The sequence below is a fragment of the Hymenobacter radiodurans genome, from assembly GCF_004355185.1.
GTDB classification, from domain to species: Bacteria; Bacteroidota; Bacteroidia; order Cytophagales; family Hymenobacteraceae; genus Hymenobacter; species Hymenobacter radiodurans.
Map to the genome: position 1 here is coordinate 1,160,262 of NZ_CP037922.1, position 24,325 is coordinate 1,184,586.

23 protein-coding genes and 2 pseudogenes are annotated in these 24,325 nt (G+C 56.0%); 12 read left to right on the plus strand and 13 right to left on the minus strand.

Annotated features, from left to right (window positions below; genetic code table 11):
- Position 1: 1 nt before the first annotated feature.
- The 7 genes and pseudogenes from serA to EPD59_RS06165 all read right to left on the minus strand — a co-directional run bounded on the left by serA (position 2) and on the right by EPD59_RS06165 (position 5,628).
- On the minus strand, positions 2 to 1,903 hold the full coding sequence (gene serA, locus EPD59_RS06145; protein WP_133274607.1) for a phosphoglycerate dehydrogenase: 1,902 nt from the start codon (positions 1,901 to 1,903) through the stop codon (positions 2 to 4).
- A gap of 160 nt (positions 1,904 to 2,063) precedes the next feature.
- Positions 2,064 to 2,780, minus strand: a complete 717-nt coding sequence (locus EPD59_RS06150; protein ID WP_133272022.1) for a DUF421 domain-containing protein — start codon at positions 2,778 to 2,780, stop codon at positions 2,064 to 2,066.
- 87 nt (positions 2,781 to 2,867) lie between these two features.
- Entirely contained in the window at positions 2,868 to 3,167 is a 300-nt protein-coding gene (locus EPD59_RS24035; RefSeq protein WP_394347225.1) for a DUF2179 domain-containing protein, read from the minus strand.
- A pseudogene (locus tag EPD59_RS23550) lies at positions 3,153 to 3,766 on the minus strand (YitT family protein); the annotation flags it as partial. The pseudogene EPD59_RS23550 and the gene EPD59_RS24035, both read right to left, overlap by 15 nt.
- A 124-nt stretch (positions 3,767 to 3,890) precedes the next feature.
- Positions 3,891 to 4,175 carry a serine hydrolase domain-containing protein gene (locus EPD59_RS23130; RefSeq protein ID WP_262712929.1) on the minus strand — a complete coding sequence of 95 codons (285 nt, stop codon included), beginning with the start codon at positions 4,173 to 4,175 and terminating at the stop codon, positions 3,891 to 3,893.
- Positions 4,121 to 5,062 carry a serine hydrolase gene (locus tag EPD59_RS23135; protein WP_262712930.1) on the minus strand — a complete coding sequence of 314 codons (942 nt, stop codon included), beginning with the start codon at positions 5,060 to 5,062 and terminating at the stop codon, positions 4,121 to 4,123. The genes EPD59_RS23130 and EPD59_RS23135 overlap by 55 nt, the downstream gene beginning before the upstream one ends.
- 239 nt (positions 5,063 to 5,301) lie before the next feature.
- Positions 5,302 to 5,628, minus strand: coding sequence for a hypothetical protein (locus EPD59_RS06165; protein WP_133272023.1), 327 nt, complete (start codon positions 5,626 to 5,628; stop codon positions 5,302 to 5,304).
- 195 nt (positions 5,629 to 5,823) lie between these two features.
- Here EPD59_RS06165 and EPD59_RS06170 point away from each other — a divergent pair, with 195 nt between their 5' ends.
- The 5 genes from EPD59_RS06170 to EPD59_RS06190 all read left to right on the plus strand — a co-directional run bounded on the left by EPD59_RS06170 (position 5,824) and on the right by EPD59_RS06190 (position 10,195).
- The gene (locus EPD59_RS06170) at positions 5,824 to 7,023 is read left to right on the plus strand and encodes a helix-turn-helix domain-containing protein (protein ID WP_133272024.1); all 1,200 of its coding nucleotides are present in this window, start codon (positions 5,824 to 5,826) and stop codon (positions 7,021 to 7,023) included.
- 152 nt (positions 7,024 to 7,175) lie between these two features.
- A complete protein-coding gene (locus EPD59_RS06175) occupies positions 7,176 to 7,682 on the plus strand; it encodes a hypothetical protein (RefSeq protein ID WP_133272025.1) in 507 nt (168 codons plus the stop codon).
- A 67-nt stretch (positions 7,683 to 7,749) separates the two neighbouring features.
- Positions 7,750 to 8,307, plus strand: coding sequence for a YceI family protein (locus EPD59_RS06180; protein WP_133272026.1), 558 nt, complete (start codon positions 7,750 to 7,752; stop codon positions 8,305 to 8,307).
- Between the two features lie 71 nt (positions 8,308 to 8,378).
- The gene (locus EPD59_RS06185; RefSeq protein WP_240731643.1) at positions 8,379 to 9,569 is read left to right on the plus strand and encodes a serine hydrolase domain-containing protein; all 1,191 of its coding nucleotides are present in this window, start codon (positions 8,379 to 8,381) and stop codon (positions 9,567 to 9,569) included.
- Between the two features lie 47 nt (positions 9,570 to 9,616).
- Positions 9,617 to 10,195, plus strand: a complete 579-nt coding sequence (locus EPD59_RS06190) for a YdeI/OmpD-associated family protein (RefSeq protein WP_133272027.1) — start codon at positions 9,617 to 9,619, stop codon at positions 10,193 to 10,195.
- Between the two features lie 141 nt (positions 10,196 to 10,336).
- On the opposite strand, the gene EPD59_RS06195 is transcribed toward EPD59_RS06190, so the two are convergent.
- Positions 10,337 to 11,293, minus strand: a complete 957-nt coding sequence (locus tag EPD59_RS06195; protein ID WP_133272028.1) for an aldo/keto reductase — start codon at positions 11,291 to 11,293, stop codon at positions 10,337 to 10,339.
- A 150-nt stretch (positions 11,294 to 11,443) separates the two neighbouring features.
- Positions 11,444 to 14,245: a TIM-barrel domain-containing protein gene (locus EPD59_RS06200; RefSeq protein WP_133272029.1), complete on the minus strand. Its 2,802-nt coding sequence runs from the start codon at positions 14,243 to 14,245 to the stop codon at positions 11,444 to 11,446.
- A 384-nt stretch (positions 14,246 to 14,629) separates the two neighbouring features.
- Here EPD59_RS06200 and EPD59_RS06205 point away from each other — a divergent pair, with 384 nt between their 5' ends.
- Positions 14,630 to 14,980, plus strand: a complete 351-nt coding sequence (locus tag EPD59_RS06205) for a hypothetical protein (protein WP_133272030.1) — start codon at positions 14,630 to 14,632, stop codon at positions 14,978 to 14,980.
- Positions 14,981 to 15,079: 99 nt separating this feature from the next.
- Entirely contained in the window at positions 15,080 to 15,421 is a 342-nt protein-coding gene (locus EPD59_RS06210) for a hypothetical protein (RefSeq protein WP_133272031.1), read from the plus strand.
- A 71-nt stretch (positions 15,422 to 15,492) separates the two neighbouring features.
- Here EPD59_RS06210 and ggt read toward each other — a convergent pair whose 3' ends face one another.
- Positions 15,493 to 17,259 carry a gamma-glutamyltransferase gene (ggt, locus tag EPD59_RS06215; RefSeq protein ID WP_317128470.1) on the minus strand — a complete coding sequence of 589 codons (1,767 nt, stop codon included), beginning with the start codon at positions 17,257 to 17,259 and terminating at the stop codon, positions 15,493 to 15,495.
- 247 nt (positions 17,260 to 17,506) lie between these two features.
- On the opposite strand from ggt, the pseudogene EPD59_RS23555 reads away from it, so the two are divergent.
- From EPD59_RS23555 to EPD59_RS06225, 3 genes and pseudogenes are all read left to right on the plus strand, one after another.
- A pseudogene (locus tag EPD59_RS23555) lies at positions 17,507 to 17,860 on the plus strand (1,4-alpha-glucan-branching enzyme); the annotation flags it as partial.
- Between the two features lie 89 nt (positions 17,861 to 17,949).
- The gene (locus EPD59_RS06220) at positions 17,950 to 19,548 is read left to right on the plus strand and encodes an alpha-amylase family glycosyl hydrolase (RefSeq protein ID WP_317128471.1); all 1,599 of its coding nucleotides are present in this window, start codon (positions 17,950 to 17,952) and stop codon (positions 19,546 to 19,548) included.
- A 150-nt stretch (positions 19,549 to 19,698) separates the two neighbouring features.
- Positions 19,699 to 20,133: a VOC family protein gene (locus EPD59_RS06225; protein WP_133272032.1), complete on the plus strand. Its 435-nt coding sequence runs from the start codon at positions 19,699 to 19,701 to the stop codon at positions 20,131 to 20,133.
- 75 nt (positions 20,134 to 20,208) lie between these two features.
- Here the strand turns inward: EPD59_RS06225 and EPD59_RS06230 are convergent, their stop codons facing one another.
- Genes EPD59_RS06230 through EPD59_RS21515 form a run of 3 tightly spaced genes read right to left on the minus strand, consistent with a single transcriptional unit; the run spans position 20,209 to position 21,664 of the window.
- Positions 20,209 to 20,694 (minus strand): DUF1905 domain-containing protein, encoded by a 486-nt coding sequence (locus EPD59_RS06230; protein ID WP_133272033.1) that lies wholly within the window; start codon positions 20,692 to 20,694, stop codon positions 20,209 to 20,211.
- Positions 20,695 to 20,735: 41 nt separating this feature from the next.
- Positions 20,736 to 21,287 carry a glycosyltransferase gene (locus EPD59_RS06235; RefSeq protein WP_165963490.1) on the minus strand — a complete coding sequence of 184 codons (552 nt, stop codon included), beginning with the start codon at positions 21,285 to 21,287 and terminating at the stop codon, positions 20,736 to 20,738.
- Positions 21,224 to 21,664, minus strand: coding sequence for a hypothetical protein (locus EPD59_RS21515; RefSeq protein WP_165963491.1), 441 nt, complete (start codon positions 21,662 to 21,664; stop codon positions 21,224 to 21,226). The genes EPD59_RS06235 and EPD59_RS21515 overlap by 64 nt, the downstream gene beginning before the upstream one ends.
- Before the next feature lie 194 nt (positions 21,665 to 21,858).
- Between EPD59_RS21515 and EPD59_RS21760 the strand changes: the two genes are divergently transcribed.
- Both EPD59_RS21760 and EPD59_RS06240 read left to right on the plus strand, forming a co-directional pair.
- Positions 21,859 to 22,668 (plus strand): alpha-glucosidase domain-containing protein, encoded by an 810-nt coding sequence (locus tag EPD59_RS21760; protein WP_205703486.1) that lies wholly within the window; start codon positions 21,859 to 21,861, stop codon positions 22,666 to 22,668.
- The gene (locus EPD59_RS06240) at positions 22,635 to 24,287 is read left to right on the plus strand and encodes a glycoside hydrolase family 31 protein (protein ID WP_205703487.1); all 1,653 of its coding nucleotides are present in this window, start codon (positions 22,635 to 22,637) and stop codon (positions 24,285 to 24,287) included. The genes EPD59_RS21760 and EPD59_RS06240 overlap by 34 nt, the downstream gene beginning before the upstream one ends.
- Positions 24,288 to 24,325 lie beyond the last annotated feature (38 nt).

The window sequence follows — 24,325 nt, forward strand, 5'->3', positions numbered from 1 at the left end:
GCTAGTAGAGCACCCGAAACTTAATCGTGTGCTCTACTTTGCGCAGTGCCCCAATTACCTCCGGCGCGTATTCCTTATCAATATCCGTAATCACGTAGCCAATGTGCTCGTTGGTTTTGAGGTATTGACCGAGGATGTTGACCTGATGGTCTGCCAATACATTGTTGATGCTGGCCAGTACGCCGGGCACGTTGGCGTGCAAGTGAATAAGACGATGCGCCTGCTGCACCGGAAGTTGGATGTTGGGCAGGTTCACGCTTTGCTGAGTGTTGCCGGTATTCACGTAGCCCATAATGCGCTCGGGCACAAACTCGGCGATGTTGCGCTGGGCCTCGGCCGTACTGCCACCGATGTGAGGCGTGAGCAGGACATTGGGCAAGCCTCGCAGTTCACTTTCGAAGGTTTCGTGATTGGTTTTCGGCTCGTAAGGGAATACGTCGATGCTGGCGCCGCCAAGATGACCGCTACGCACGGCGTCGGCCAGCGCCGAAATATCCACGATATGGCCGCGGCTGAGGTTGAGAAAAATGGCCCCCGGCTTCATGTGCGCAAATTCTTCGGCCCCGATGAGATTCTTATTCTCGGCGCGGCCATCTACGTGTAGCGTCACCACGTCGGCCTGCTGCAAGAGCTCCTGCAACGTGCGGCACTTCACGGCATTACCCAGTTGAAGCTTCTCGGCTATATCATAGTAAAGCACTTGCATGCCTATAGCTTCGGCCACCACCGAAAGCTGGCTGCCGATGTTGCCGTAGCCCACAATGCCCAGCTTTTTACCCCGAATCTCGAAGCTGCCACGCGCCGATTTGTCCCATTCACCCAGGTGCATTTTGGGGTTTTTATCGGGGATGCGGCGGGCCAGTACGATGATTTCACCCAAGGCCAGCTCTACCACTGAACGAGTGTTGGAGAAGGGCGCGTTGAACACGGCCACGCCCTTTTTCATGCAGCTTACCAAGTCAATCTGGTTGGTGCCAATGCAAAAGGCTCCGACGGCAATCAGGCGATTGGCCGCTTCAAGGACGCGGGGCGTTACCTGCGTTTTGGATCGGATACCGAGAATGCTCACGCCTGCAATGCGCTCTACCAGTTCATCTTCATCGAGGCCGCCGGGCACACTTTCCACCTGGTAGCCTTCCTGCCGGAAAAGCTCGGCGGCGCGAGCGTCGGGGTTTTCAAGCAAAAGTACGCTGATGCGGTTTTTGGGGTAGCTGAGCGTCATGGGAAGCTTATTTTGGTAGAGAAACTCGTCGAATGACGGAATAACTTCGTCGGCCTGGGCCACGACGGCGGCGCGGGCCACGTTTTCGGTGAAGGCGTAGAAGCGGTTGGCTAGGCCGGCTTCGCGCATCTGATAATCGGTGTAGCCGTCGCCGAGCACGTACACGTCGCCGGCAAGATCAAGCTGGCGGAGCTGCTCAATTTTGCCTCCGTCGCGGGTCAGCACGTTGTCGGCGTCGAAGCCCGTAATTTGCCCCCCAGTATCGTAGGTGAAGGTATTGGCCAGCACGTGGTCGGAATCAATGCCAAAGTCGGCTACTACGGGCTCAATAAACTCCCGGAAGCCACTGCTCACGATATAGATGCGGCCCCGAAACCGCTCAAAAAAGCTGCGATTACGCACAATGCTGTCTGATACCTTGGTTTTGAGCTGTGCCACCAGCAGCGGCAAGTGCTCGCGCCGCGCTTCCAACAGTGCCAGACGTTGCTTCAGCGACTCGGAGAAGTTCAGCTCCCCGCTCATACCCCGATCCGTGAGGCTGCGAATCTGCCCCACGATTTTTTCCCGCTCTGGGTGATGTTGAAGGGCAATATCCGCCAATTCGTCGAGGCCTTCCACTTGGGTAAAGGTGCTGTCGAAGTCGATGATAAGATAAGGCAGAGGCTGAGTTGCGCTGGACATGTTGGGGGGCAAATTAGCGCCGTCGATACGATTGAACAGCACTTAAAGCAAAGATGATAGGCTGGCTCAAGCAATAGAGTAGGCAAGGCCAATGGCTACAGTTGCTTGACTGTGAAGCCGCAATAATACCACATGAAGTAAAGGCAGGCGCAAAAACTTCTTACGCGATTCGCAAAGCAGAGCAGGCTACTACCCAGGAATCGTGCTGGCAGACGCGACATTTGGCTGCTTCGCCGCGCGCTAGCTCCTGCACGTGTGCGCACTGAGCGCAGGCATGAGAGCCAGCTCCCTGAACCCGGCGGTGCGTGTCGGCCACCCTTTCCGGCCAGATGGGCAAGCCGGCCTTCACATCTTTATCCTCAAAAAAGTAGAGACTTATATCGCCGGTAGCTTCAATGTAAGCGCGCCGCACCTGCCCCAAGTGTTCAACCTGTAATTGGCGCATTTCGCCGAAAAGCTCCTTCTGAGTTAAGTTTTGCTTGGTAAAATTTTCTAGATGGATTCGGCCATCTTCCACCAAAAGCACGGGCGCGCCCTCCAGCCAATCGCTGAAGCGAGGAAAGCGCTCGGTTAGACGGTTGAAGAGCAGATACAGGCCCGACACCATCAAGAATACCACGAGTACGTGCAGGATAGGCACATCATCGTAGAACATGGCATCGCCGGCCGCCGAGCCCAACGCCAGGATAATGCTCAGCTCAAAGAGGGAAAGCTGCCGTACGCCACGCCGGCCCGTGACGCGCAAGGCGCCAATAATAAACAGGTAAGTAAGCAGGCAGCGAAAAGCTATTTCCAAGAGAAATAGCGGCGGCATGTCCTCGGACAGGAAAATACGGTTCCAGTCAAAGGGCTCAATAGGGGCAGCAAGGAAAAGCATAGGGATAGATGATTTCTGCTACCCTAACGCGACAAAGTAGCTTAGTGTTGAGCTAAACCTCCTGACTGTCTGGCTTCTTTCGTATTCTTAATGGAATGGACGCTTTTTAACCATGCCACCTTCCGCATCATCAATGTGGTGCTGCACCACGAACGCCTGCGGATCGAGGCGGCGGATTTCGGCGCGAAGGGCAGGAAGCTCCAGACGCGTAACGACGGTAAACAGGATATCCATTGCCAGGTCTTGGTGCCCCCGATGGCCAAAGCCACGCTTGCCCTGATAGATGGTTACGCCCCGCCCCAGATTGGTGGTAACAGCCTGCCGGATGGCCTCGCTTTGGGATGAAATAATAGTGACGCCCGTGTATTGCTCTATGCCATTGAGCACAAAGTCAAGCGCTTTGGAGGCTGAAACATAGGTCAGAATTGAATACAGCGCCACCTGCACGCCCAGGATAAAAGCGGCCACGCCAAAAATTACGATGTTGAGCAGCAGAATAACGTCGCTGACCTTGAGCAAGGAGCTGCGCTTGCTGATGAGGAGCGCAGCTACCTCCGTGCCATCGAGCACGGCCCCGCCACGCATGGCCAGGCCAATACCCGCACCAATAAATACCCCCCGAAAACGGAGGTCAGGAAGAAATCGGGAGTGACATCGGGGAAAGGCATCACGGCCAAACACAACGCCAAGCCAGCAATAGCGACGGCGCTTTTTATCGCGAAGGCCATCCCTATCTGGCGATAGCCCAGCAGCAAAAACGGAATGTTGATGATAATAAGCAGAAAGGGAAGGGGAATGCCTAGCGTGGATGACAGCAGCATAGAAACTCCCGTGACGCCCCCATCGATGAAATGACTAGATAACAGGAAGCCTTTCAAGCCAAAGCCCGCCGACAGAATACCCGCTATCACCAGACTAGTATTCTTAATGCGGCGGCTCAATGATAAGGCTGGAATATCAAGAGAAGTGGTTTGGGTAGCAGGCATAAAAGAAAAGGAAATGATACTTGAGAAGTTCGCTAGTGCCTAGCGACTTGTCTGAGGCGGATGTGGTTCTTGAAGTTGCTGAGCTATGGTACGTAGGCGTTTTACAAATCCTATATAGCGGCCGTTATTCCCGTACTGCCGCCAGCACCCGCTTAATGAGTTCATCAGGCTTGCCATCGTGCCAACGCCACACGATGACTATATCGTGCTCGGGGTCGATCCAGATAGTGTTGGAGCCGGCACCGAGAGCTGCATAGCTAGTGGCCGGAGCGCTGGGCCAGGCTTTCTGCTCCGTGTTGAGCCACCATAAATAGCCGTAGTCGGGACCGACGGGGCCGCGGGTGGTTGCCTGCTTTATCCAACTGGCGGGTACGAGCTGTTTTGCCCCCCAGCGGCCCTGACGCAGCATGAGGTAGCCAAATCGTGCCTCGTCGCGGGCGCTGATCCAGAGGCCGCCCCCCAGCGGGTGCCGCCACTCACGGAAGGCATTGCCTTACCATCAATTTCGACGGTAGAATTGCGGTACGGTACCCACTGCCATGTGTTTGACGCTCCGATGGGGTTCATTATTTCATCACGAAATACCTCGGGCAGCGGCTTGCGCCAGAGCTGTAGCAACGACAGCGCCATGCGGTTGATGCGCACATCGTTGTACTCGTAGTAGGTGCCGGGCGGCTGAAGGGCCCGGGGCTTGCGCTCACCCTGGCCAAAGGCTTCTTTGCCAAGGAAATTAACATTCTTACCCCATAGTTCCCCGGCCCACTCGCTGGTCTGGCGCAGGTGGTGCTCCCAGGTAATCGATTGATTTTGGGCGGAGGCGTAGCTGCCATCTTTAATGTAGTTGGCTACGGGGTCGCGCACATCCTTGATGATACCTTTCTCTACGGATAGCCCCACAATAGTCGACAGCACACTTTTGGCCACGCTGTAGGTTGGGTCGGCTGCTTTGGTGTCGCCCCACTCGGCCACGATGTAGCCGTGACGTAGAATGAGGCCATTGGTAGCGGCGCGAGTGGTGGGCAACGGACCGAGCGGCTCGCCAAAAATCTCCTTTTGGGTAGAGAAATCAGGCTTCATCTGGGTGGTTTCCTGCTGCTTAGCAAAGGCTACAGCCTGTTCCAGCAGGGCGGCATCCATGCCTACTTGTGCGGCCTCTTTGCGCTGCCAGGCTTCATCGGCAGCGGGGAAATAAAGGCTATTGGAGGTCTGAGTGGTTTGCTGCGCGGTTTTGGAAGGAGTTTTGGCGCAGCCCAGAAAGGCGAAAAGAACGAAAAGGTAGTAAGGTGTTAGACGCATAGATGGCAGGTTCGAGACTGTCAAAGATGCTTATCTTTCCCCGTTCAGTAAAGTGGTGAAGGCTTTCTATTAGGCTTGAGACGAGCGGCGCTGATAGTATCGATGAGCCAGTAGGGAAATTGGTAATCCAATGCAAAGCATCAGAATTCCGGCGTTTATAACTGCCTGCGTAGGGTTAAATGGCCCCGTAGACACCTGCGAGAGCGGCACCACTACCCGGTTCATTACCAGCCACACGCCTATCCCATAAAGCAATCCGCCCAGTACCGGATGCCGCCCCAGCCAAGCCAAGCGTGGGTAGAGCCAAAAAAGAAGACGGTGAATACCAGCGCAATACTAAAGTGGAATACCAGGCCCCAGACCAACATGAGAGGGCTGCCGCTAAAGGCTGCTTTGCCAAACACACCACTGGCCACATAAGGCAGCACCCGCAACGGACTACCGCCCGTCGAAACAGCGAAGTTGGTCATGGCCGCGCTGATATCGAGAGTGCCGGCCAGCAGCGCCGTGCCAGCAATATAGGCCACTCGGTTGGCGAAAAAAGGAGGCGCAGAGAAGGGTGGCATATTGATTCTTCGGACAGTAAAATAGCGAAATGATATATTACTTCATTATTCTCGGGATTAAGCTATCTGCGCTGGTTTCAGTGAATACCAGCTTATAAATCACTTCGAAGCTAGTGCTGTTAAGGGCATAAGGCGGAGGTAATGGCCGGTTGGGAATACGTTACCAATGATGTTCTGAACCACAGAATTCACTTTATGCAGCTCACTATTACCCCGGCAATTGTTCTTCTGTTTGCGGTGCTGGCCCAGGCAGTATTCGCGGCGGGACTGCTGTGGTTTGCCCCCCACAACCAACTCCCAAACCGGTTTCTGGCGTTGCTGCTGCTGGCTATTGCCCTCTGGGTGCTGGACGGATTGTGGCGCGCCGCAGGACTGTATGGCCAGAATGCCAACTGGTATTTTACCCCAATTTACTATTCCCTAGCCTTTGGGCCGCTGCTCTACTTTTATGTGCAAAGTCTAGTAAGTCAGCCCTTTCAGTTGCGTAGGCGGCATCTGTGGCACTTTGTGCCCGTACTGGTGCAGGCAGTGCTTTACTGGTGGCTCCGGTTCGAACCTTACCAAACGCGGCTGTGGTTTTGGGAGCAGGTGCATCAGCCATACACGTACCGGATAGAGTTTATCGGCACCTGGGTGTCGCTGATTATTTATCTGGGTTTGAGCTTGCAGTTGTTGCGGCGCTACCGGCGCTGGTTACCCGACAATTTCTCGGAACTGTCGCAGCTGCGCCTGAAGTGGTTGCGGGTGCTTTTGCTGGCGCTGGGCGTGGTGAGCGTGCAGTGGCTGGTGGAGGTAGTGCTGCGCGAATTCTTTCATCTGTACTACGCCTACGATTATTCTACCTGGCTGCTAGGCGGGGTGGTGCTGTTGATTGGCGTGGTAGGCCTGCGCCAGGCCGACATGCGAGCTGTGCATTTTGCGCCCCTGCAAGCGGCTGAAAAAGCCCCCCAGCCAGTAGGCGAAACGCTATTGCCTGGGGAGACGAGCGGGGGGCTTTTTTCTACCTCCTCCAATGCGGTTGACGTAGCGCCCACGGTGCGCCAGGCGCCGGCTGCGGTTGATGCGGCGGTGTTGGAGCGCATTCGTCAGGCGCTGGAAGACGAGCAGCTGTATCTGAACCCCACGCTCACGCTAGCCGAATTGTCGGCGCATACGGGTCTGGCGCCGCGACTAATTTCATTCACCGTTAATAATGGCTTTGGGCAGTCTTTCAACGACCTGGTGAATGGCTACCGGGTGGAAGCCGTGAAGCGCCGCCTCGCTAATCCTGCCGATGTGGCCCGCCTCACGTTGCTGGGAATTGCCTTTGAATGCGGCTTCAATTCCAAGACCACCTTCAACCGAATTTTTAAGCAATTCACCGGCGTGGCACCCAGCGAATTTGCCCCCCAGTGAGCTGCTGCCATTGACTACAGAGCTCGGAAGCCCCTTTTCGGCGCCACTTAGTGCCACATCATGATCTGGTACGCCCCACATCTGTATCTGGGGCGCTTAACGGAACTAGGTCGCCCACCTTTGGATCGTATTCACCTACTCCACTCGTGGTCATGAAAAACATTCTCTTGGCGCTGGCACTGCTGGCCCTTAGCTTCTCAGCAGCGGCCCAAACCGCCTGGACCGATCATACCCGCGTCCTGCCCGACAAGCTTCGTCAGGTGCCGGTGGGCCTCACGCTCTGGCACACGCCCAACCCCAATTATCCCGAGGCCGACCCCGCCAAGCCAGGCCAATTTGTGTGGAAGCACAGCACGATGCTGCGCGCTGAGGTGGCCGACCTGGAGGTGGTAGAGTGCGGCAGCTTTATCTGGTACAGCGCCGAGGGTTGGAAGGCCAATATGCGCGAAACGCCCGCCGAGTTTGCCGAGCTTTTCAACTGCCCCAACGGCCAGCTGCGCCAAGGAATTACCTACACGTTCGCCAAAAACTACCGCTACGCCACCAGCGCTCAGCAGCTCTACGGCGGCGACGCACTCTGGTACATCCTGGCCAAAGACAAAAATGGCAAGCTCTACAAAGGCATGGGCCTACTAGAAACCGAGGCCACCGTGCGCTAAGCCAGGCTACTGCTTCCGGGGGGCTTTTTTCCTGTCACAATCGAAACTTTTACTTATAAACACGACCATGAAAGCGCTGCTTCTAACACTCGTTGTTACTCTCTGCCTGGCTTTCCGGCCGGCCACTACCACCTACCAAGCACTTCCTGCTGCCAGCCGTCTCACCTGGACGGGCTACGCGGAAGCTGGCTCCTGGGCTCCCAGTGGGCTGCTCCAACTTCGGCGCGGCACCTTCACTTCCGATGGCGCTACCATACGCCAGGGGCGCTTTGAGTTCGATATGAACACCATCACGCATACCGATGTCAAGTTGCAGGAACACTTGCGGGGGGCAGATTTCTTTGATACCGAGCGCTTTCCGGTTGCCGTTTTCGTGCTGCGTGAAGTCGTGAAGGGGCAGGCGGTGGGGGAGCTTACGCTGAAAGGCATTGCCAAGCCGGTGCGCTTTCCGGTCACTGTTACGCCTCACCCCAAAGGCCTACAGATACAGGGCACCGCCAGCCTCGACCGCACGCAGTTTGGCGTGAGTTATAACTCCAGCAGCTTCTTTCAAAACCTGGGTAACTACGCCATCCGCAACGATTTCAGCCTGACGTTTGACATAATTGCCAAAGCTGATAAGTAGTTGGAAAATAGCTAAATAGTGCGTGCTTTACCATCGTAAAGTATAGGTGATTACGACTAATCAGCAAGCCCATGCACACGGCCCTGCAACTACAGAAGCTACTGCTTGCCTTTATGCTGGTGCTGCTGGTGGCTCCGGGCACGCTGGCGCAGAAAGCTACTATCCAGCGGCTTGATGGCAGCCACATATCGGTGCAGGAAATAGAGCGGCTAGTGCCCGCGCTCATGGATTCGGCAAAGGTGCCGGGCTTAGCGCTCGCTATTTTGGAAGACAATAAGGTGCGCTACGTGAAAGCGTTTGGCTACCGCAACGTGCAGAAGCGTCTGCCCCTGGAACCCCAGACGGCCATGTACGCTGCATCTTTCAGCAAAGCGGTGTTTGCCTACCTGGTGATGCAGCTGGTGCAGGAAGGTGCGCTGGATCTGGATAAGCCACTGTATCAATATCTTGGCAAGCCCCTGCCCGAGCTAAAGGACTACCAGGACCTCGCCGCTGATGCGCGCTGGAAGCAGCTTACCGCCCGTATGGCTCTCACCCACACTACCGGCTTTCCCAATTGGCGCTGGTTTGAACCCGATGAGAAGCTGCGGTTTAAGTTTGCCCCCGGTGCCCAATACTGGTACTCCGGCGAAGGACTACAGCTGTTGCAGGTGGCGGTGGAGAAAATCACTGGAAAGGGCCTGTTGCAGCTAAGCGAGGAGTGGGTGTTTAAGCCTTTGGGTATGACGCGCACCAGTTATGTATGGCAGCCAGCGTTTGAGAACAACTTTGCCATTGGCTACATGGAAGATGGCAAGGCGGTGCCCAAGGAAAAGCGCGACGAGGCCCAAGCAGCGGGCTCCATGGAAACCACCATCACCGACTACGCTACCTTTATGGCTGCCGTAATGCAGAGTAAAGGGCTGACGCCCAGGGCGAAGCAGGAAATGATACGGGCGCAGGTAGCCATTCCGTTCAAGGCGCAGTTTGGTCCGCTGGCCACCGTAGTCACCGACGAGAACAAAGCCATCAAGCTGGCTTACGGGCTGGGCTGGGGAGTATTTGAATCGCCATATGGTCCCGCGTACTTCAAGGAGGGCCACGATGATGGGTGGGAAAACCACAGCTTAGCATTCGGGGATCGGAAGAAGGGCTTAGTTATAATGAGTAACAGCTCCAACGCGGATAAGCTGTTCAAAGAGCTGCTGGAAAAGCTGCTTGGCGACACGTTTACGCCGTGGCAGTGGGAAAACTATGTTCCGTATAATTACTCGACCAATTAACCGCTTGCCTTTCCAAAATTGCCCCCCAGTTCCTTCCGCTCATACGTATGGCGCGCATTATTGACAGCTATGAAATTGTGGATGCTCCTGACCCGACCAGTTGGCGCGCGTGGCTGGTAGCACACTATGCCAGTTCGCCGGGTGTGTGGTTGGTGCTGTACAAAAAAGCCAGCGGGCGGCGGCAAATGACCTACGCCGAGGCGGTGGAAGAGGCGCTGTGCTACGGGTGGATTGATAGCCTGCCGCGCTTGCGGGATGAGAATTGCTTCCACTTGCTATTCACGCCTCGCAAGCCTCGTAGCGTATGGTCGAAGGTGAATAAACAGCGCATAGAAACGCTACTGGCCGACGGCCGCATGACGCCTGCGGGCTGGAGCAAGATTGAAGTTGCCCGCCAGGATGGCAGCTGGGACACACTTAACGCCAGCGACGCGCTGGAAATGCCCCCCGAACTCGCAGCTGCGCTGGCTGCCAATGTAGTGGCCCAACACAACTTTGCCGCCTTTCCGCCTTCCGCCAAACGGCAAATCATTCAGTATCTGAATAGCGCCAAACGCCCAGAGACGCGCCAGAAACGAGTGGAGCAGATAGTAGCCTTGGCGGCCGAAAATAAGCGGCTCAGTTAACCTCCCAAATAGCGCAAGAGAGAGCCAGTATCCAGTATTCTACATAAAAAGCCCCCAGCCAACGCTTTGGGAAAGACGTTGACTGGGGGGCTTTTTTATCACTATAGCAGAAGAGTGCGCTGAATGCTGCCCGTGCTGTAGTTAAGCCGCTACGCTGGCGCCTTCTAGTTGCTCTAGCGCCTCGGCATCCAGCTGTAGATCAGTGGCTTTCAGCAATTCTTCTACCTGTTCGGCGCTCGTGGCGCTGGCAATAGGGGCGGTAAGTCCGGGCTGAGCCATAATCCAGGCTAACGCCACCTGAGCGGGCGTTGCCTTGAGGCGAGCACTAACTGCATCGAGGGCCGCCAGAATAGAAAGGCCTTTCTCGTTCAGATACTTCTGGCCAACACCGCCGCCGCGGGCGCTTTTCTTAAGGTCGGCTTCTGAGCGGTATTTGCCCGTCAGGAAGCCGGACGCCAGGCCGTAGTAAGGAATGACGCCGACGTTGTGCTCCTGGCATAAGGGCAACAGGTCCTGCTCAAAATCGGCGCGGTCGTAGAGATTGTAGAGCGGCTGCAACGATTCGTAGCGCGGGAAGCCGTGCTGCTCGCTGGCTTGCAACGATTCGCGCAGGCGCTCCGCCGAAAAGTTGGAGGCACCAATTACGCGCACCTTGCCTTCCTTTACCAGCTGAGCATACGCCTCCAGCGTTTCTTCTACCGGCACCGTCAGGTCGTCTTTGTGCGATTGGTACAGATCGATGTAGTCGGTTTGGAGGCGTTTGAGAGAGCCTTCCACGGCCCGCAGAATATAGTTTTTGGCCAAGCCCTTGTTCTGCGCATTCACTTCCCAGCCTACTTTGGTGGCGATAACCACGTCGTCGCGGCGGCCACGTTGCTTCAGCCACTTACCGATGATAGTTTCGGATTCGCCGCCCACGTGGCCGGGCACCCACACGGAGTAACCATCGGCAGTATCAATGGCATTGCCGCCACCAGCTACAAAGGCGTCGAGCACGGCGAAAGAAGTGGCTTCGTCGGCCGTCCAACCGAACACGTTGCCGCCTAATACGAGGGGAGTTATGGAAAGGGAAGAATTACCTAATTGACGTTTGTTCATGATAATAGTTTGGGTTTTGCTTGGATAAGCCAGGTTAGAAATGCTTCCGGTTTACGTCGAAAAGCGAGTAGGGGTGATGATGTTTTTATGGACGAGTCATCATTTGCCACACGGTAGCCTTACCAGCTGAGTCACGACCAGGGCCAAGAGTTAGTCCGGGCGAACCAGTACCAGCCGCTGATGCTGTCCCAGCATTTCGGCAGTATATACCCCGCCCGGCAGACGACGACCGTTCTGGTCTTCCGCATTCCAGGATACCTCATGAACCCCCATTTCGGTGGCTGCTGCGAAAGTGCGCACTACCTGGCCCTGGGCGTCGCGAATACGAAGCGTGTACTGGCCAGGGGTGTGTAGCGTATAATTCAGGGTTGTGCGGCCGTCAAAAATCCGGTCGCTGGGTGCTGCTAGCGTTAAGCGGTCGGGAGCGGCGGCTGTATAAAAAGTATTCAGGCGCAGGCCCTGTATAGCAACGGTAAGCGGCTGGTTTTGAAAGCGTACCCGCACCTGCAAAGTTTGGGTGGCAGTATCGTAACGCCAGGTATCAGCAGGCGCCGGCTGGCCAGTTACGAGCACAGCGGCAGGCGCGGCAGCTACACGCGGAATCAGCAACTCGATAATGCGGCTGGGGGGCATTTTGGCGTAGCCCTGGCCACTGGTGCTTATGCGAATATCGGTTTGGGTAGCAGAAGTAGCGCCCGCAAAAGCAAGGAGCTGAAATTGCCCCCCAGCCATCGCCTGCGCCGATTTTCCGTCATCTTCATACACGGTAAAGCTGGATTGGGGAACAGCATAATCAGCGTAGAATCGCACGCGCAACGTGTCGGTATGGTAGCGAGCCGTGGTGTTGACGTAAGGAGCCAATGGCAGAAAAGCACCGGCGCGCACGAGTAGCGGCACGCGCTCTAGTGGGGCGTTGCGCCCTACTATTTGCCTCCCAGTTAGGGTTTCATGAGAGTAGAAATCAATCCAAGTGCCGGCAGGCAGTAGCACGTTGCGGCGGCGCTGCCCCGGCTGTACTATGGGCGCTACCAACAAATTAGGGCCGAGTAAATATTGATCGTTTACGTTGCCCAATTGCTCATTATCCAGCCCAGAAGCTGCCTCGTAGTTCATGGGGCGGGCTAGTGGCGCGCCGGTCTGGGCATTCTGCCAAGCTAGCGTGTACAGGTACGGAAGCAGTTCGTAGCGCTGGCGGGCGGCGTTGCGCACGATGCTTTTGTAAGGCTCTGGGTAATAGTAGGGCTCGGGTGGCACGCCTTCGCCGTGGGGACGCATAATGGGGCAGAGCGAAGCCATTTGCAGCCAGCGCGTGTACAGTTCCGGGTCGATGGGGCCCACGCAGAAGCCGCCGGCATCGGAATGCATATAGCCCACGCCGCCCATGCCTACGCCCAGCATAATGGGAATCTGGGCCTGAAAGCCCGACCACGACCGGTTAATATCGCCCGACCAGGGAAACACGCTGTGGCGTTGCATACCCGCCCACCCGGAGCGCGCCAGATTGAACAAGCGCTCTTGCGGATATTCCTGGGCGTAGTTCTCGGCAAAAATGCTGGCCCATGCCTGCCCGTAGGCATTGTGTATCTGGCGGGTGGAGCCCGTGACGTGGTGCATCTCGGTGGGATGGTTTTCGGGCTCACCCAAGTCACTCCACCAGCCGCCGACGCCTTCCGTTTTACGCTTTTTGTAGTATGACCATAGCCATTCGTGGGCGCTGGGCTTAAACATATCAAGCAACGAGGCCGGCCCGGCCCAGAACGAGGCCACCGTGAAAGGCCGGCCCACCGAATCGGTGCCAATCAGGCCCTGGGTGCGCACCACGGAGTCGTTGCGGGAAGCGCGCATCACATAAGGCTCCGAAATCAGAATGGTCTTAACGCCCACCGAGTCCAGATTGCGCATCATGGTGGCGGGCTTGGGAAATTTCTGGTAGTCCCAATCGAGGTTGCCCTGGTCTTTGGTAGTACCAAACCAGTACAGATCCAGCACCAGCGCATCCAGCGGAAATCCTTCGCGGCGCATGCGTTGAGCCACGGCTTCGGTCTCGGCTTGGGAGCGGTAGCCAAAGCGGCTCTGAATCAGGCCCAGTGCCCAGCGCGGAGGCAACGGCTGACGGCCGGTAAGCACCGTGTAGCGGTCCAGAATAATGGCATATGAGTCGCCAGTTACGAGGAAGTAGCCCAGGTTGCGCAAGGCTTCGCCACCGTATTCCAGTACGCTCTTATTGGTGGCACCCAAATCGAGGTAGCCAGCCGTGTGGTTGTCGAAAAAAACCGCGTACCCCCGACTCGATACCACAACTGGCAGCGTTAAATTGAGGTTTTCGGTACCGTTCTGATAGGCATAACGGGCTTGGTTATACAACTCCAGACGGCGGCCTCGGCGGTCAAGCGGCAAGGCCCGGGCACCGGTACCATAAAGCTGCTCGCCGGGCCGCAGCCGGAAGCTCACGCCTGTTTCACTTAAAGATGAGGTAGTTGCGCCGCGCTGAAAAGCCCCCCAAGCCTCCGTTGCTACGGTATCGGTACCTCGCAGCAGGTGCACTCTGAGCGGACGTTTGCTTACCGTTACGCGCAGATTTTCTGGTAGCTTCAGTTCCAGACTTTGCGCGGTTTCTCGCATACCCACTGCCAAATCAGCTGTAGCCGTCGTGACAACGCTAATGGAAGAATCGGGCTGAGTGGGGCGGCCTGCGGGAAAGTAGTCAACCCGCACGACGCCCGTAGCCCACGGGCGTACCCGTAGCGTCGCCCCGTCGGTAGCCCTGATGCTGAGTTGCCCGGCCGTGTACTGATGGGAGCGATACGCGGCAATGGAGCGAGCTAGAGCATTCGGCCTTGGAAATGGGTCGTTTGTAGGTGGCCCATCGTCGGTACGCTGCCCATAGCTAGGCAGGCTCAGCGTAGTGGAGAGCGAGAACAGAAGTAGGCAATAGCGTAAGCGTGGCAACATAGGGTGGGAGCGGAGGGCAGGCGGCTTTTTGGATAAGCAAAGAAACTCTGCAAAGTGTACTCGGAGGTAACACAGTCCTTTGCTTAGACCACAATACAAGCGTAAGGTAGGAAGGGAAGGTTGCGCGGCGAGATTGGGGTACCTGTTAGCTCGGGCTCAAAGGCACAGATAAAAAGCTATTAAGTCTGCTAATGGCCGCAAGACCAAGCGGCTAGCAGGGCAGTGCGTAAGGGTTAGGTGGCCGCTTAACAGACTAGTTTTTCATTTGTTTTAAGTATCTGATAATGAATATTTTGGACATAATTATGTACCGCCAAAAACTCAACTGTACCGAGATGAGCGCGTAAGCCTATTCATCTATCCATTTACCAAAACCCAATCGTTATGCAAGAGGAAAGCAAATCAACCGGTACTGCTCAGCTCGACGCTACTATTCAGGCTCTGCAAGGCGGCAACCTTGCTGGATTAGCCCCCCAGGCTGGCCCCAACATTCAGAGCTGGATCAGTACTCTGCAACACTCCAATAATGGTCAGCTCTCGGGTATTGCCTCGGAGCTGGAGCGCCTGAACGACGCGCTGTCGGGCAGCGCGCCCGACACAATGCAGGTGCAGCAGTCATTAAAAACGCTGGGCGAGCACACGCTACGCGCTGCCGAGTCGGCTGATCCCGGTTCTCAGGACAAAGTGCGCCAGCTCGGTCAGGCGCTTAGCGCGGCCGCTAGTCAGATTCATTAAGCACAAATTTGCCCCCCAGAGATTGGCCCGACGCCGCAAAGGTGTCGGACCGATTTCCGGTACTCTGTTTTCTACTCTTTTCCGACGCCTTTCTCTGCTATGTCAACATCCCCCAACAACCTATCCCACCTCGATTCAACTCTGAATTCGCTGAATGGCGGCCTGCACGAAGCGCGCCACGGCGCCACGCGCAGCATCAACAGCTGGATTGATACGCTCAAGGTCAGTGCCGATACTAAATTAAATGGTGTGGCCCGCGAGCTAGAGAACCTCAAGGATTTGCTCGATTCGCCCATGCCCGACACCACCCAACTCAGTCAGTCGCTGACAAAGCTGGGCGAGCATACCACGAAAGCCGCTGCCGGCGCCGACGGTGCCACGGCCGATAAGCTACAGCAGCTAGGCCAAATGCTTAGTAGCGCCGCCGGTCAGTTGAAGTAAAAGCTGATTAGTATAATGTAAAAGAGGCTGAGTAAAGACTAATTATAGCCTTTACTCAGCCTCTTCTGTTGTTAACGAAGATTGGTTCTAGTAACCCATCGCTTTATCGTCGCCCCGTGGGTCGGCGCCGCCTTGTAGGTGGCCGTCGGGGAGCACACGGATAGCATCGACCCGCCCCACGCACTGCGCGGATTGATCTTGTAGCCGCGGCGCTGGAGCGTGTCGCGGGCGGCGGGAAGGAGGGCATTTTCTTCGGCATCGATCTGGTCGGGGAGCCACTGGTGGTGCAAGCGCGGCGCCGATACTGCCTGCTGCATGGTCATGCCGTAATCGAGCACGTGGATAATGGTTTGGAGGACGCTGGTAATGATGGTGCTGCCACCGGGCGTACCCACTACCATGAACAGTTTGTCGCCCTGCGTAACGATAGTCGGCGTCATAGACGAAAGCATGCGCTTGCCGGGCTCAATCGCGTTGGCAGTACCGCCCACTAAGCCATAATAATTGGGCACGCCAGCTTTCACCGAGAAGTCGTCCATTTCATTGTTCAGCAAAAAGCCCGCGCCGCCCACTACCACTTTGCTGCCGTAGCTGCCGTTGAGCGTAGTAGTGCACGATACAGCATTGCCGGTAGCATCCACGATACTGTAATGGGTAGTTTGGTCGCTTTCGTATACAGGCAGGCCCGCGCCGGCTTGCACCTCCGAAGACGGAGTAGCCCGACCATTATTTTCCAGCGTGCTCATCCGATTTTTCACATAAGTTGGATCAGTGAGCTGGGCTATCGGTACTTTGCCAAAGTCAGGGTCGCCGAGGTAAGTGGCGCGGTCGGCATATACCCGACGCTCGGCCTCCGTGATATAATGCACTGCCAGCGGCGAATGCCACCCAGCGGCGCGCAAATCGTAGGGCTCCAGCATTTGTAGCATTTGCAGCAACGCCACGCCACCGCTGCTGGGTGGGGGCATGGCAATCAAATCGTAGCCTCGGTAGCTGCCGCGCAATGGTGTACGCCACTTGGGCTGATACTTTAGCAAATCCTGCTCGGTAATAATGCCGCCGCCCCGCTGCATCTCAGCTACGATTAGCTTGGCAGTTGGACCTTGGTAGAACCCTGCTCGGCCCTGGTCACGGATGCGCTCCAGAGTGCGAGCCAGGTCGGGGTAGCGGATAGTGTCGCCGGCCTGCCAAGGGCGCGTATCTCCATCGGGCCGCACATAAGCGGGTAAGTTCTTGGGGTTGTACTTTATGAAATCTGGCCGGGTGCGGTTGAGGCCAGCGGCTTCTTTGGCCGTGAGCACCACGCCCCGACGAGCCAGCTCTACGGCGGGCTGCACAAGGTCAGTCCAGGGGAGTTTGCCCAGCTTTTGGTGCACCGTTACCATGCCAGCTACGGTGCCCGGCACGCCTGATGCTAAGTGACCCGCCGTGCTCAGATCAGTGATGACGTTGCCTTGCTTATCCAAGTACATGTCGCGGCTGGCGGCTGCGGGGGCCATTTCCCGGAAATCGAGCGCGCCTACACTGCCCTCATACCCCCGATACAGAAAGAAACCGCCGCCGCCGAGGTTGCCGGCCGTAGGAAATGCCACCGCCAAAGCAAACTGTACGGCCACGGCTGCGTCGTAAGCATTGCCGCCTTTCTGCAACACTTCCAAGCCAATGCGCGACGCCTCCGGGTGCGCCGACACAACCATAGCCTGTGCCGTAATGAGGCTCGGCTCGGAAGACGGCAACGGAGCCGCCAGCGTGTTGGCGGGAGTAACTGAAGCGGTTGGGGTGCTGGTAGTGCAAGCCAGCAGTGCCAATAAGGCGAAAGAGTAAAAGCGGGACTTCATGCAGGTAAGATAGGGCATACAGCCGTTACCAAGCTTTGTGCCCCTTTTAGTAATATAGTCTCGGTAAAATATATTTTTTAAAACGCCCGCAAATTTGCCCCCAGCACCGCATGCTACGTTGAGAAGATAAAAATAAGGCAGCTTTGAGTAGCTTAAGAACCGAACTGCCTCGCTAACACCACTTCCGCAAGAGGAGCCGGTGATAATCCAACGGTAATGATAGTTTTGCCTAAACTCTAGTTGCGCTATGAAAACTCCTGACCTTACTGTTGCCTCAACCGCTATCCTGCCCATCGTGCAGCAGGATTCTTGGCTCGAACCTTTCGAACCTGTGCTGCTGGCGCGGCAAGAGCGCCTGCGTCAGCGTTTGCAGGAAATTGAGCAATCGCATGGTTCGCTGAGCAAATTTGCCACCGCTCACCAACAGCTGGGCCTTAACTACGATGCTCGCCGTCGTGGCTATTGGTACCGGGAGTGGGCGCCGGCCGCAGAAGGCCTTTTTCTGGTTGGTGACTTTAACGGCTGGGACCGCGCTGCTACGCCCCTAAAGAAAGGCGAAAATGGTGTTTGGGAAGTGTTTTTATCCGATAAGGAGTACAAAGACCGGCTCACGCACTACAGCCGCTACAAAATACACGTCGTTACCCACCGGGGGCAAAAGACCGCCTGCCGGCTACGCTGCGGCGCGCCGTGCAGGACACCGAAACCAAAGACTACACAGGTCAGGTGTGGCGTCCCGAAGCGCCCTTTATCTGGACTGATCAGAAGTTTCGGATCAATAATTATGTGCGCGAGCCCTTCATCTATGAATGCCATATTGGTATGGCCACCGAAGAAGGGAAAGTGGGCAGCTACCTGGAGTTTGCCGAAAAAGTGCTGCCCCGCGTGCAGGCTTTAGGCTACAATTGCTTGCAGCTTATGGCCGTAATGGAGCACCCGTATTACGGCTCCTTCGGCTACCATGTGGCCAATTTTTTCGCAGTATCGTCGCGGTTCGGCACGCCCGAGGAGTTGAAGCACCTGATAAACGAAGCGCATAACAGGGGCATCGCGGTGCTGCTGGACGTGGTGCATTCGCACGCTGTGAAGAATGAAGCGGAAGGATTAGCTGATTTCGACGGCTCTGGGGGACAATATTTTCACGCTGGGCCCCGCGGCAACCACCCCGGCTGGGATTCTAAGCTATTCAATTACGGGCAGCCGGAGGTGCAGCAGTTTTTGCTCTCCAACCTGCGCTACTGGCTGGAGGAGTTTCACTTCGATGGCTTCCGCTTCGATGGCGTAACTTCCATGCTCTATCATCATCATGGTGAGGGCGTGGCATTTAGCTCTTATGCGCAGTATTTTGGTCCGGAGGCCGATGAAGACGCTATCTTATACCTACAGCTGGCCTCCACGCTGGTGCAGGAAATAAAGCGCGGCGCTTTGCTTATTGCCGAAGATATGAGCGGCCTTCCCGGCTTATGCCGGCCCCTCAGCGAGGGTGGTGTCGGGTTCAATTATCGCTTGGGCATGGGCATTCCCGATTACTGGATTAAGCTGCTCAAGCACCGCCGCGACGAAGATTGGAACCTGGGTGAACTTTGGTACACGCTCACCAATCGTCGCGTAGGGGAGAAAACCGTGGCTTACGCGGAGTCGCACGACCAAGCCTTGGTGGGAGACAAAACCTTGGCTCACTGGCTTATGGATGCGGCCATTTACTCGCACATGAGTAAAAACGACCCCGACCCCGTGGTGGCTCGTGGTATGGCGCTGCACAAGATGATTCGCCTCATCACACTAGCGTTGGGAGGCGAAGCCTACCTCACCTTTATTGGCAACGAGTTTGGGCATCCTGAGTGGGTCGATTTTCCCCGCCAAGGCAACGACTGGAGCTACCACTACGCGCGGCGGCAGTGGTCGTTGGCCGATAACCCCGACCTTAAGTATCAGTACTTACTGGCCTTCGACAAGGCAATGATCGGCATGGCCAAATCGCGCCGTTTGCTGGCGGCTGCCCATGCCCATCTGCTCAACAACGACCCCGAAAATCAAGTCCTTATTTTCGAGCGTGGGGGGCTAATTTTTGTATTCAACTTCCATGTTGAGCGCAGTGTGCCAGACTACCGCTTCTTCGTGCCCAAGCCAGGTCGCTACCGGGTTGTTCTGTCCTCCGATTCGCCCCAATTTGACGGCTTCAATCGCGTGGATGATGCGTTGATTTATGAAACCTTCCAGGAAGATGAGGTAGACAAATTAAGCCTGTATGTAACCAGCCGCACGGCCTTGGTACTGGCACGGGTATAATACTGGCTGGAAGTAGGCAGGTGGAAATGTGGGGGACAAATTGAACCTAAAATAGTGTCGCAAATGCCCCCTTACATTGTCGCATTTGCACAGTTCCGTTCGCTGGGGTTGCTTTTATCTTTGTTAGGTACTCCTTAAAACCACAACGTTATGGCAACCCAGATCTTCGTAAACCTGCCCGTAAAAGACCTCAACAAGTCGGTGAATTTCTTCACTCAACTCGGCTACCAGTTCAATCAGCAATTCACGGATGAAAATGCCACCTGCATGATCGTAGGGGAGAATATCTACGTGATGCTTTTGGTAGAGCCTTTCTTCAAAACGTTTATCAAGAAGGAGATTGTGGACGCTACTAAAAGCACAGAGACTATTATCTGTCTTTCAGCAGATAGCCGCGAAGAGGTAGATGAGATGGTCCGTAAAGCAGTTAGCGCTGGAGGCACTATAACCCGTGAGCCCGAGGTGCACAGCTTTATGTATGGCCATGGCTATCAGGACCTAGATGGGCACCTGTGGGAAGTCATGTACATGGATCCATCTGGCGTGATGCCTGAGCAGCCCGTAGCCGAGGCTAGTGCTCACTAGGCAGATAACTACAAGCGAAAGCGCCGTATCCAGCTGTTGTGGCTGGATACGGCGCTTTCGCTTGAAACTCGATTTTTACCGAAAACGGCGCCCAATTTTGATTCGCTCAATGGCTTCTGCGACCCGCTCGGCGCGCTTTTCGTATTTCTTGGCCCGGGTTATCCACTGGGCGTACTCTTTGCGCTGCGCGTAGGAAAGTTGCTCAAACTTGGCCAGCAAGTCGTTTTGAGCCAGCGCACTCGTCAATTCGGCCGGAATATCCAGAACGTCTTCTTCCGTGTCGGGAGCCAACACAACATGCACCATTTCGCCCCACGTTTTATCAATCGTGTTGCGAATTTGCTTGTGCACGGTCAGGATATGCTCGCCGTCGGGGGTAGGGGTCAGAGGCAAACGAAACGGAAAACCATCGATGGTGCCGCGCACGTGCAGGGTGCCACGCTGCCCATATACTTCCTCAACACTGAAAGGAACGGTCAGGAATACGCCGCCATCGGAGCGGTGTAGCTCAAGCTGGGCGTCGAAGGTTTGCTCAGAGGCAGTAGGGGAGGGAGTCGTCATCAGTCAATTTTTTGACAAAGAAACAACGCTGCCAGCTACTACTAGTTCCGAGAGATGGATTGTAGCGCCGTAGTCAGAGCTTCCTCATCGTGGGCTGCAACTACTTTTATGCGGTCGGCGGCAACGGAATACGCACTTTGCAGGCGCTCAGCCAAGGCTTCGGACGCGGCCAGAACCAGCGTAGCCCGGCGAAGTGCCAACCGCTCCAGCTCCAAAATCCAGCCGCGGTCATTGAGTGAATCGCGGTCTAGCGCCAGCGAATGTACGTGCAGCACCAACGGCCGACCGGTAAGCTGCCGGATTTCGAGGCCCGCTAGCCATACGTGCCACTCGGGCGCGTAGATCACGCCAAAATCTTCGCGCAATGCCAGCCGCGTAGCAAAGCGCGTGTACTGAATAATCTGAAAATTAAGGTCGCCGGGGGCTTCGGGTAGTGCCGTAAGCAGGTTGCGTAAGGTTGCACGATCAGCCGAAAACTCGATGGGGGGCAAATATTCTGGTTGGATGGGCTCGGCTGGCTTATCCAGTGTCAGATTATCGCCGGGATGGTCAAGGTCGTGGGCCTCATCGGCACCGGGCTCCGAAGCTTCCACTGCCTGCTCATCGGCCAGAAGAAGGTCTGGGGGCTTTTTTGCTGTATGTATCCCGTTTCGTTCAGGGTCGTTTGGCTTGAGTCCGCCCCATCCGCCTGGTTCTGCGTAGCTCCTATGTAAGGTGCCGCCGGCGACTCCCAAGCACCAACCACGCGCGCGGGCTGCAGCTCGTCCAGATCCGCCAGGGTTAGCGTGTCGAGGCTGGTAATACGCGCATTAGAAGGCTGGCCGGTGGGCAGGTGAGGCAGAATAGCCGTCAGAGTGGTATTGGAAGCTAGGGCTTGCAACAGCGGCAGCGACTCTGGTTGCCCCGAGTTGGAGGCTTGCGTAGTCTCATCCCAGCCTAACAACAACACCTTAAGATTGGGATTTTCCATGGAGAAGGGACGGTGACGGGAAAAAAAAGGTCAGCAAAAAACGCCTGTAGTGGCTGTACAGTCGAGTTTTACTTAATCAGCTCCTAAGGTTAGCTAAATTTCGCGGTAATCAGTTTTACCTTGCAGACTTATGTGAAAAAACTTTCCGGCGCGGCCGGACTTTTTTTTGCTCATCTCTACTGCTGCTTACGCTCATGGCTGATATAATTCAGGAAAACAATTACATGGTAAACGATCTGGCTACCAGAGGGAAGCAAGAGCTTTCGCCCGGCCAGATTGTCTCATGTAAGCAAACAAATAACGAGTTTCTCTTTACCTGCGACAATGGCGTGCAGCTGCGTCTGGAGGTAATTACCGATAAAATACTTCGCTTTCGCTACGCCACCGAGGTTGGCTTCGCGCCCGACTTCAGTTACGCCGTGCCCGCCGATCTGCCTCGGGCCGCACTGGACTTTTTGGAGTTTCGGGAAAAGCCGGACCACTATCGCATCACCACCGACCGCCTCATCTGCACTATTTTTAAGGAGAACCTGACTACCCGCGTGCTCGACCGCTCCGGTACGGTGCTGTCGGCCGACGAGAAAGGGTTTCACTGGGAGCACGACGATGACACCGGCAACGACATCGTGAAGATGAGCAAGCAGGTGCAGGGCGGCGTGCATTACTACGGCCTCGGCGACAAGCCCGACAACATGAACCTGCGCGGCAAGCGCTTTACCAACTGGGGCACCGACACCTACGGTTACGTAAAAGGCTCCGACCCGCTGTACAAGAACATTCCGTTTTATCTGGAGCTGCACCAGAAAATTGCTCACGGCATTTTCTTTGACAACACCTTTAAAGCCAGCTTCGACTTCGCCGCCGAGCGCGCCGACGTCACCAGTTTCTGGGCGCAGGGCGGCGAGATGAACTATTATTTTCTCTACGGCCCCACGCTCACCGAAGTAACCCAGGAGTACACTCGTCTCACTTGCCCGCCCGAAATGCCCCCATGTGGGCTTTAGGCTATCATCAGTGCAAATGGAGCTATTATCCCGAGAGCAACTTCCGGGCTATTGGCACCGGTTTTCGGGAGCGGCAGATTCCGTGCGACGCGCTGTATCTGGACATCGACTACATGGACGGCTACCGGTGCTTTACCTGGAGCCCCACCCACTTTCCCGACCCCAAAACGATGGTGCGGGAGTTGGCCGCCGATGGCTTCAAAACCATCGTTATCATCGACCCCGGTATTAAGATTGACCCCAACTATTCGGTGTACACCGAAGGCTTGGCCAACGACTATTTCTGCCGGCGCGCCGATGGGCCACTGATGCGTGGCTCGGTATGGCCAGGTCTGTGCAACTTCCCCGATTTCACTCGCCCCGATGTGCGCGAGTGGTGGGCGGGCTTGTTCAAAGGCTTGATTCAGGAAGATGGCGTGCGCGGCGTGTGGAATGACATGAACGAGCCGGCCGTGTTCGAGAAAGGTACCTTCCCGGATGATGTGCGCTTCAACTACGACGGCAACCCAGCCTCGCACAAGAAGGCCCACAACATCTATGGGATGCAGATGGCGCGGGCCACGGCCGCGGGCGTGAAGCAGTTTACCTATCCCAACCGTCCTTTTACTATCACGCGCAGCACCTACGCTGGCGGGCAGCGCTATTCCTCCGCCTGGACCGGCGACAATATTGCTTCCTGGGACCACTTGTGGCTGGCAAATATTCAGTGTCAGCGCCTAAGTATCAGTGGTTTCTCGTTTGTCGGCTCCGATGTGGGCGGCTTTGTAGAAACACCCGATGGCGAGCTATATGCCCGTTGGATTGCGCTGGCGGCCTTTCATCCGTTCTTCCGCACCCACTCCAGCGGCGACCATGGCGACCAAGAGCCGTGGTCATTTGGCGAAGAAGTAACTGATCTGGCCCGCAAGTTTATCAGTCTACGCTACCAGCTGCTGCCTTACGTGTACACCACGTTCTGGCAGTATGTGAAGCAGGGAACGCCAATGCTTCGTCCACTAGCTTTCCTCGACCAGACTGACACGGATACGTATCTGCGCATGGCTGAATTCAGCCTTGGCGACCACCTGCTTGTGTGCCCTATTACCACCGCCGGCGCCGATGGCCGCTGGATGTATCTGCCTAAAGGCCAGTGGTATTACTGGTGGACCGATGAGGCTCGTACGGGTGGGGCCGAAGTGTGGGCCAGCGCCAACCTCGACCGTATTCCACTCTTTGTAAAGGCAGGCGCTGTTATTCCGCTTTACCCTGTAATGCAGTACGTGGGCGAGAAAGTGGTGGAAGAGGTGACGCTGCATGTATACTACAAAAACGGCACGGAGCACAGCGTCCTTTACGATGATGGCGGCGAAGGCTACGGCTACCAGGAAGGCCACGCCACGACGCGCCGCTTCACCGTCATCGGCACTGATGCCACGCTCACGCTCCGCCAAGAAATAGAAGGCGACTACACGCCCAGCTTTGCTACCTATCGGGTGGTATTTCACGGCTTGCCCTTCGCCCCGCTGAAAGGTACCGTCGATACGAAAGCTGCTCCTTTGACGGAAGCTGCGACTGAAACGGACGCTATGCTGCCTGAAACTGTTGTGAAGGCGGGATTTGCAGAAATTGTGATTAAGTAAGCCTTATAGTTGCACAAAAAAGCCCCCAGAGTTGCTCT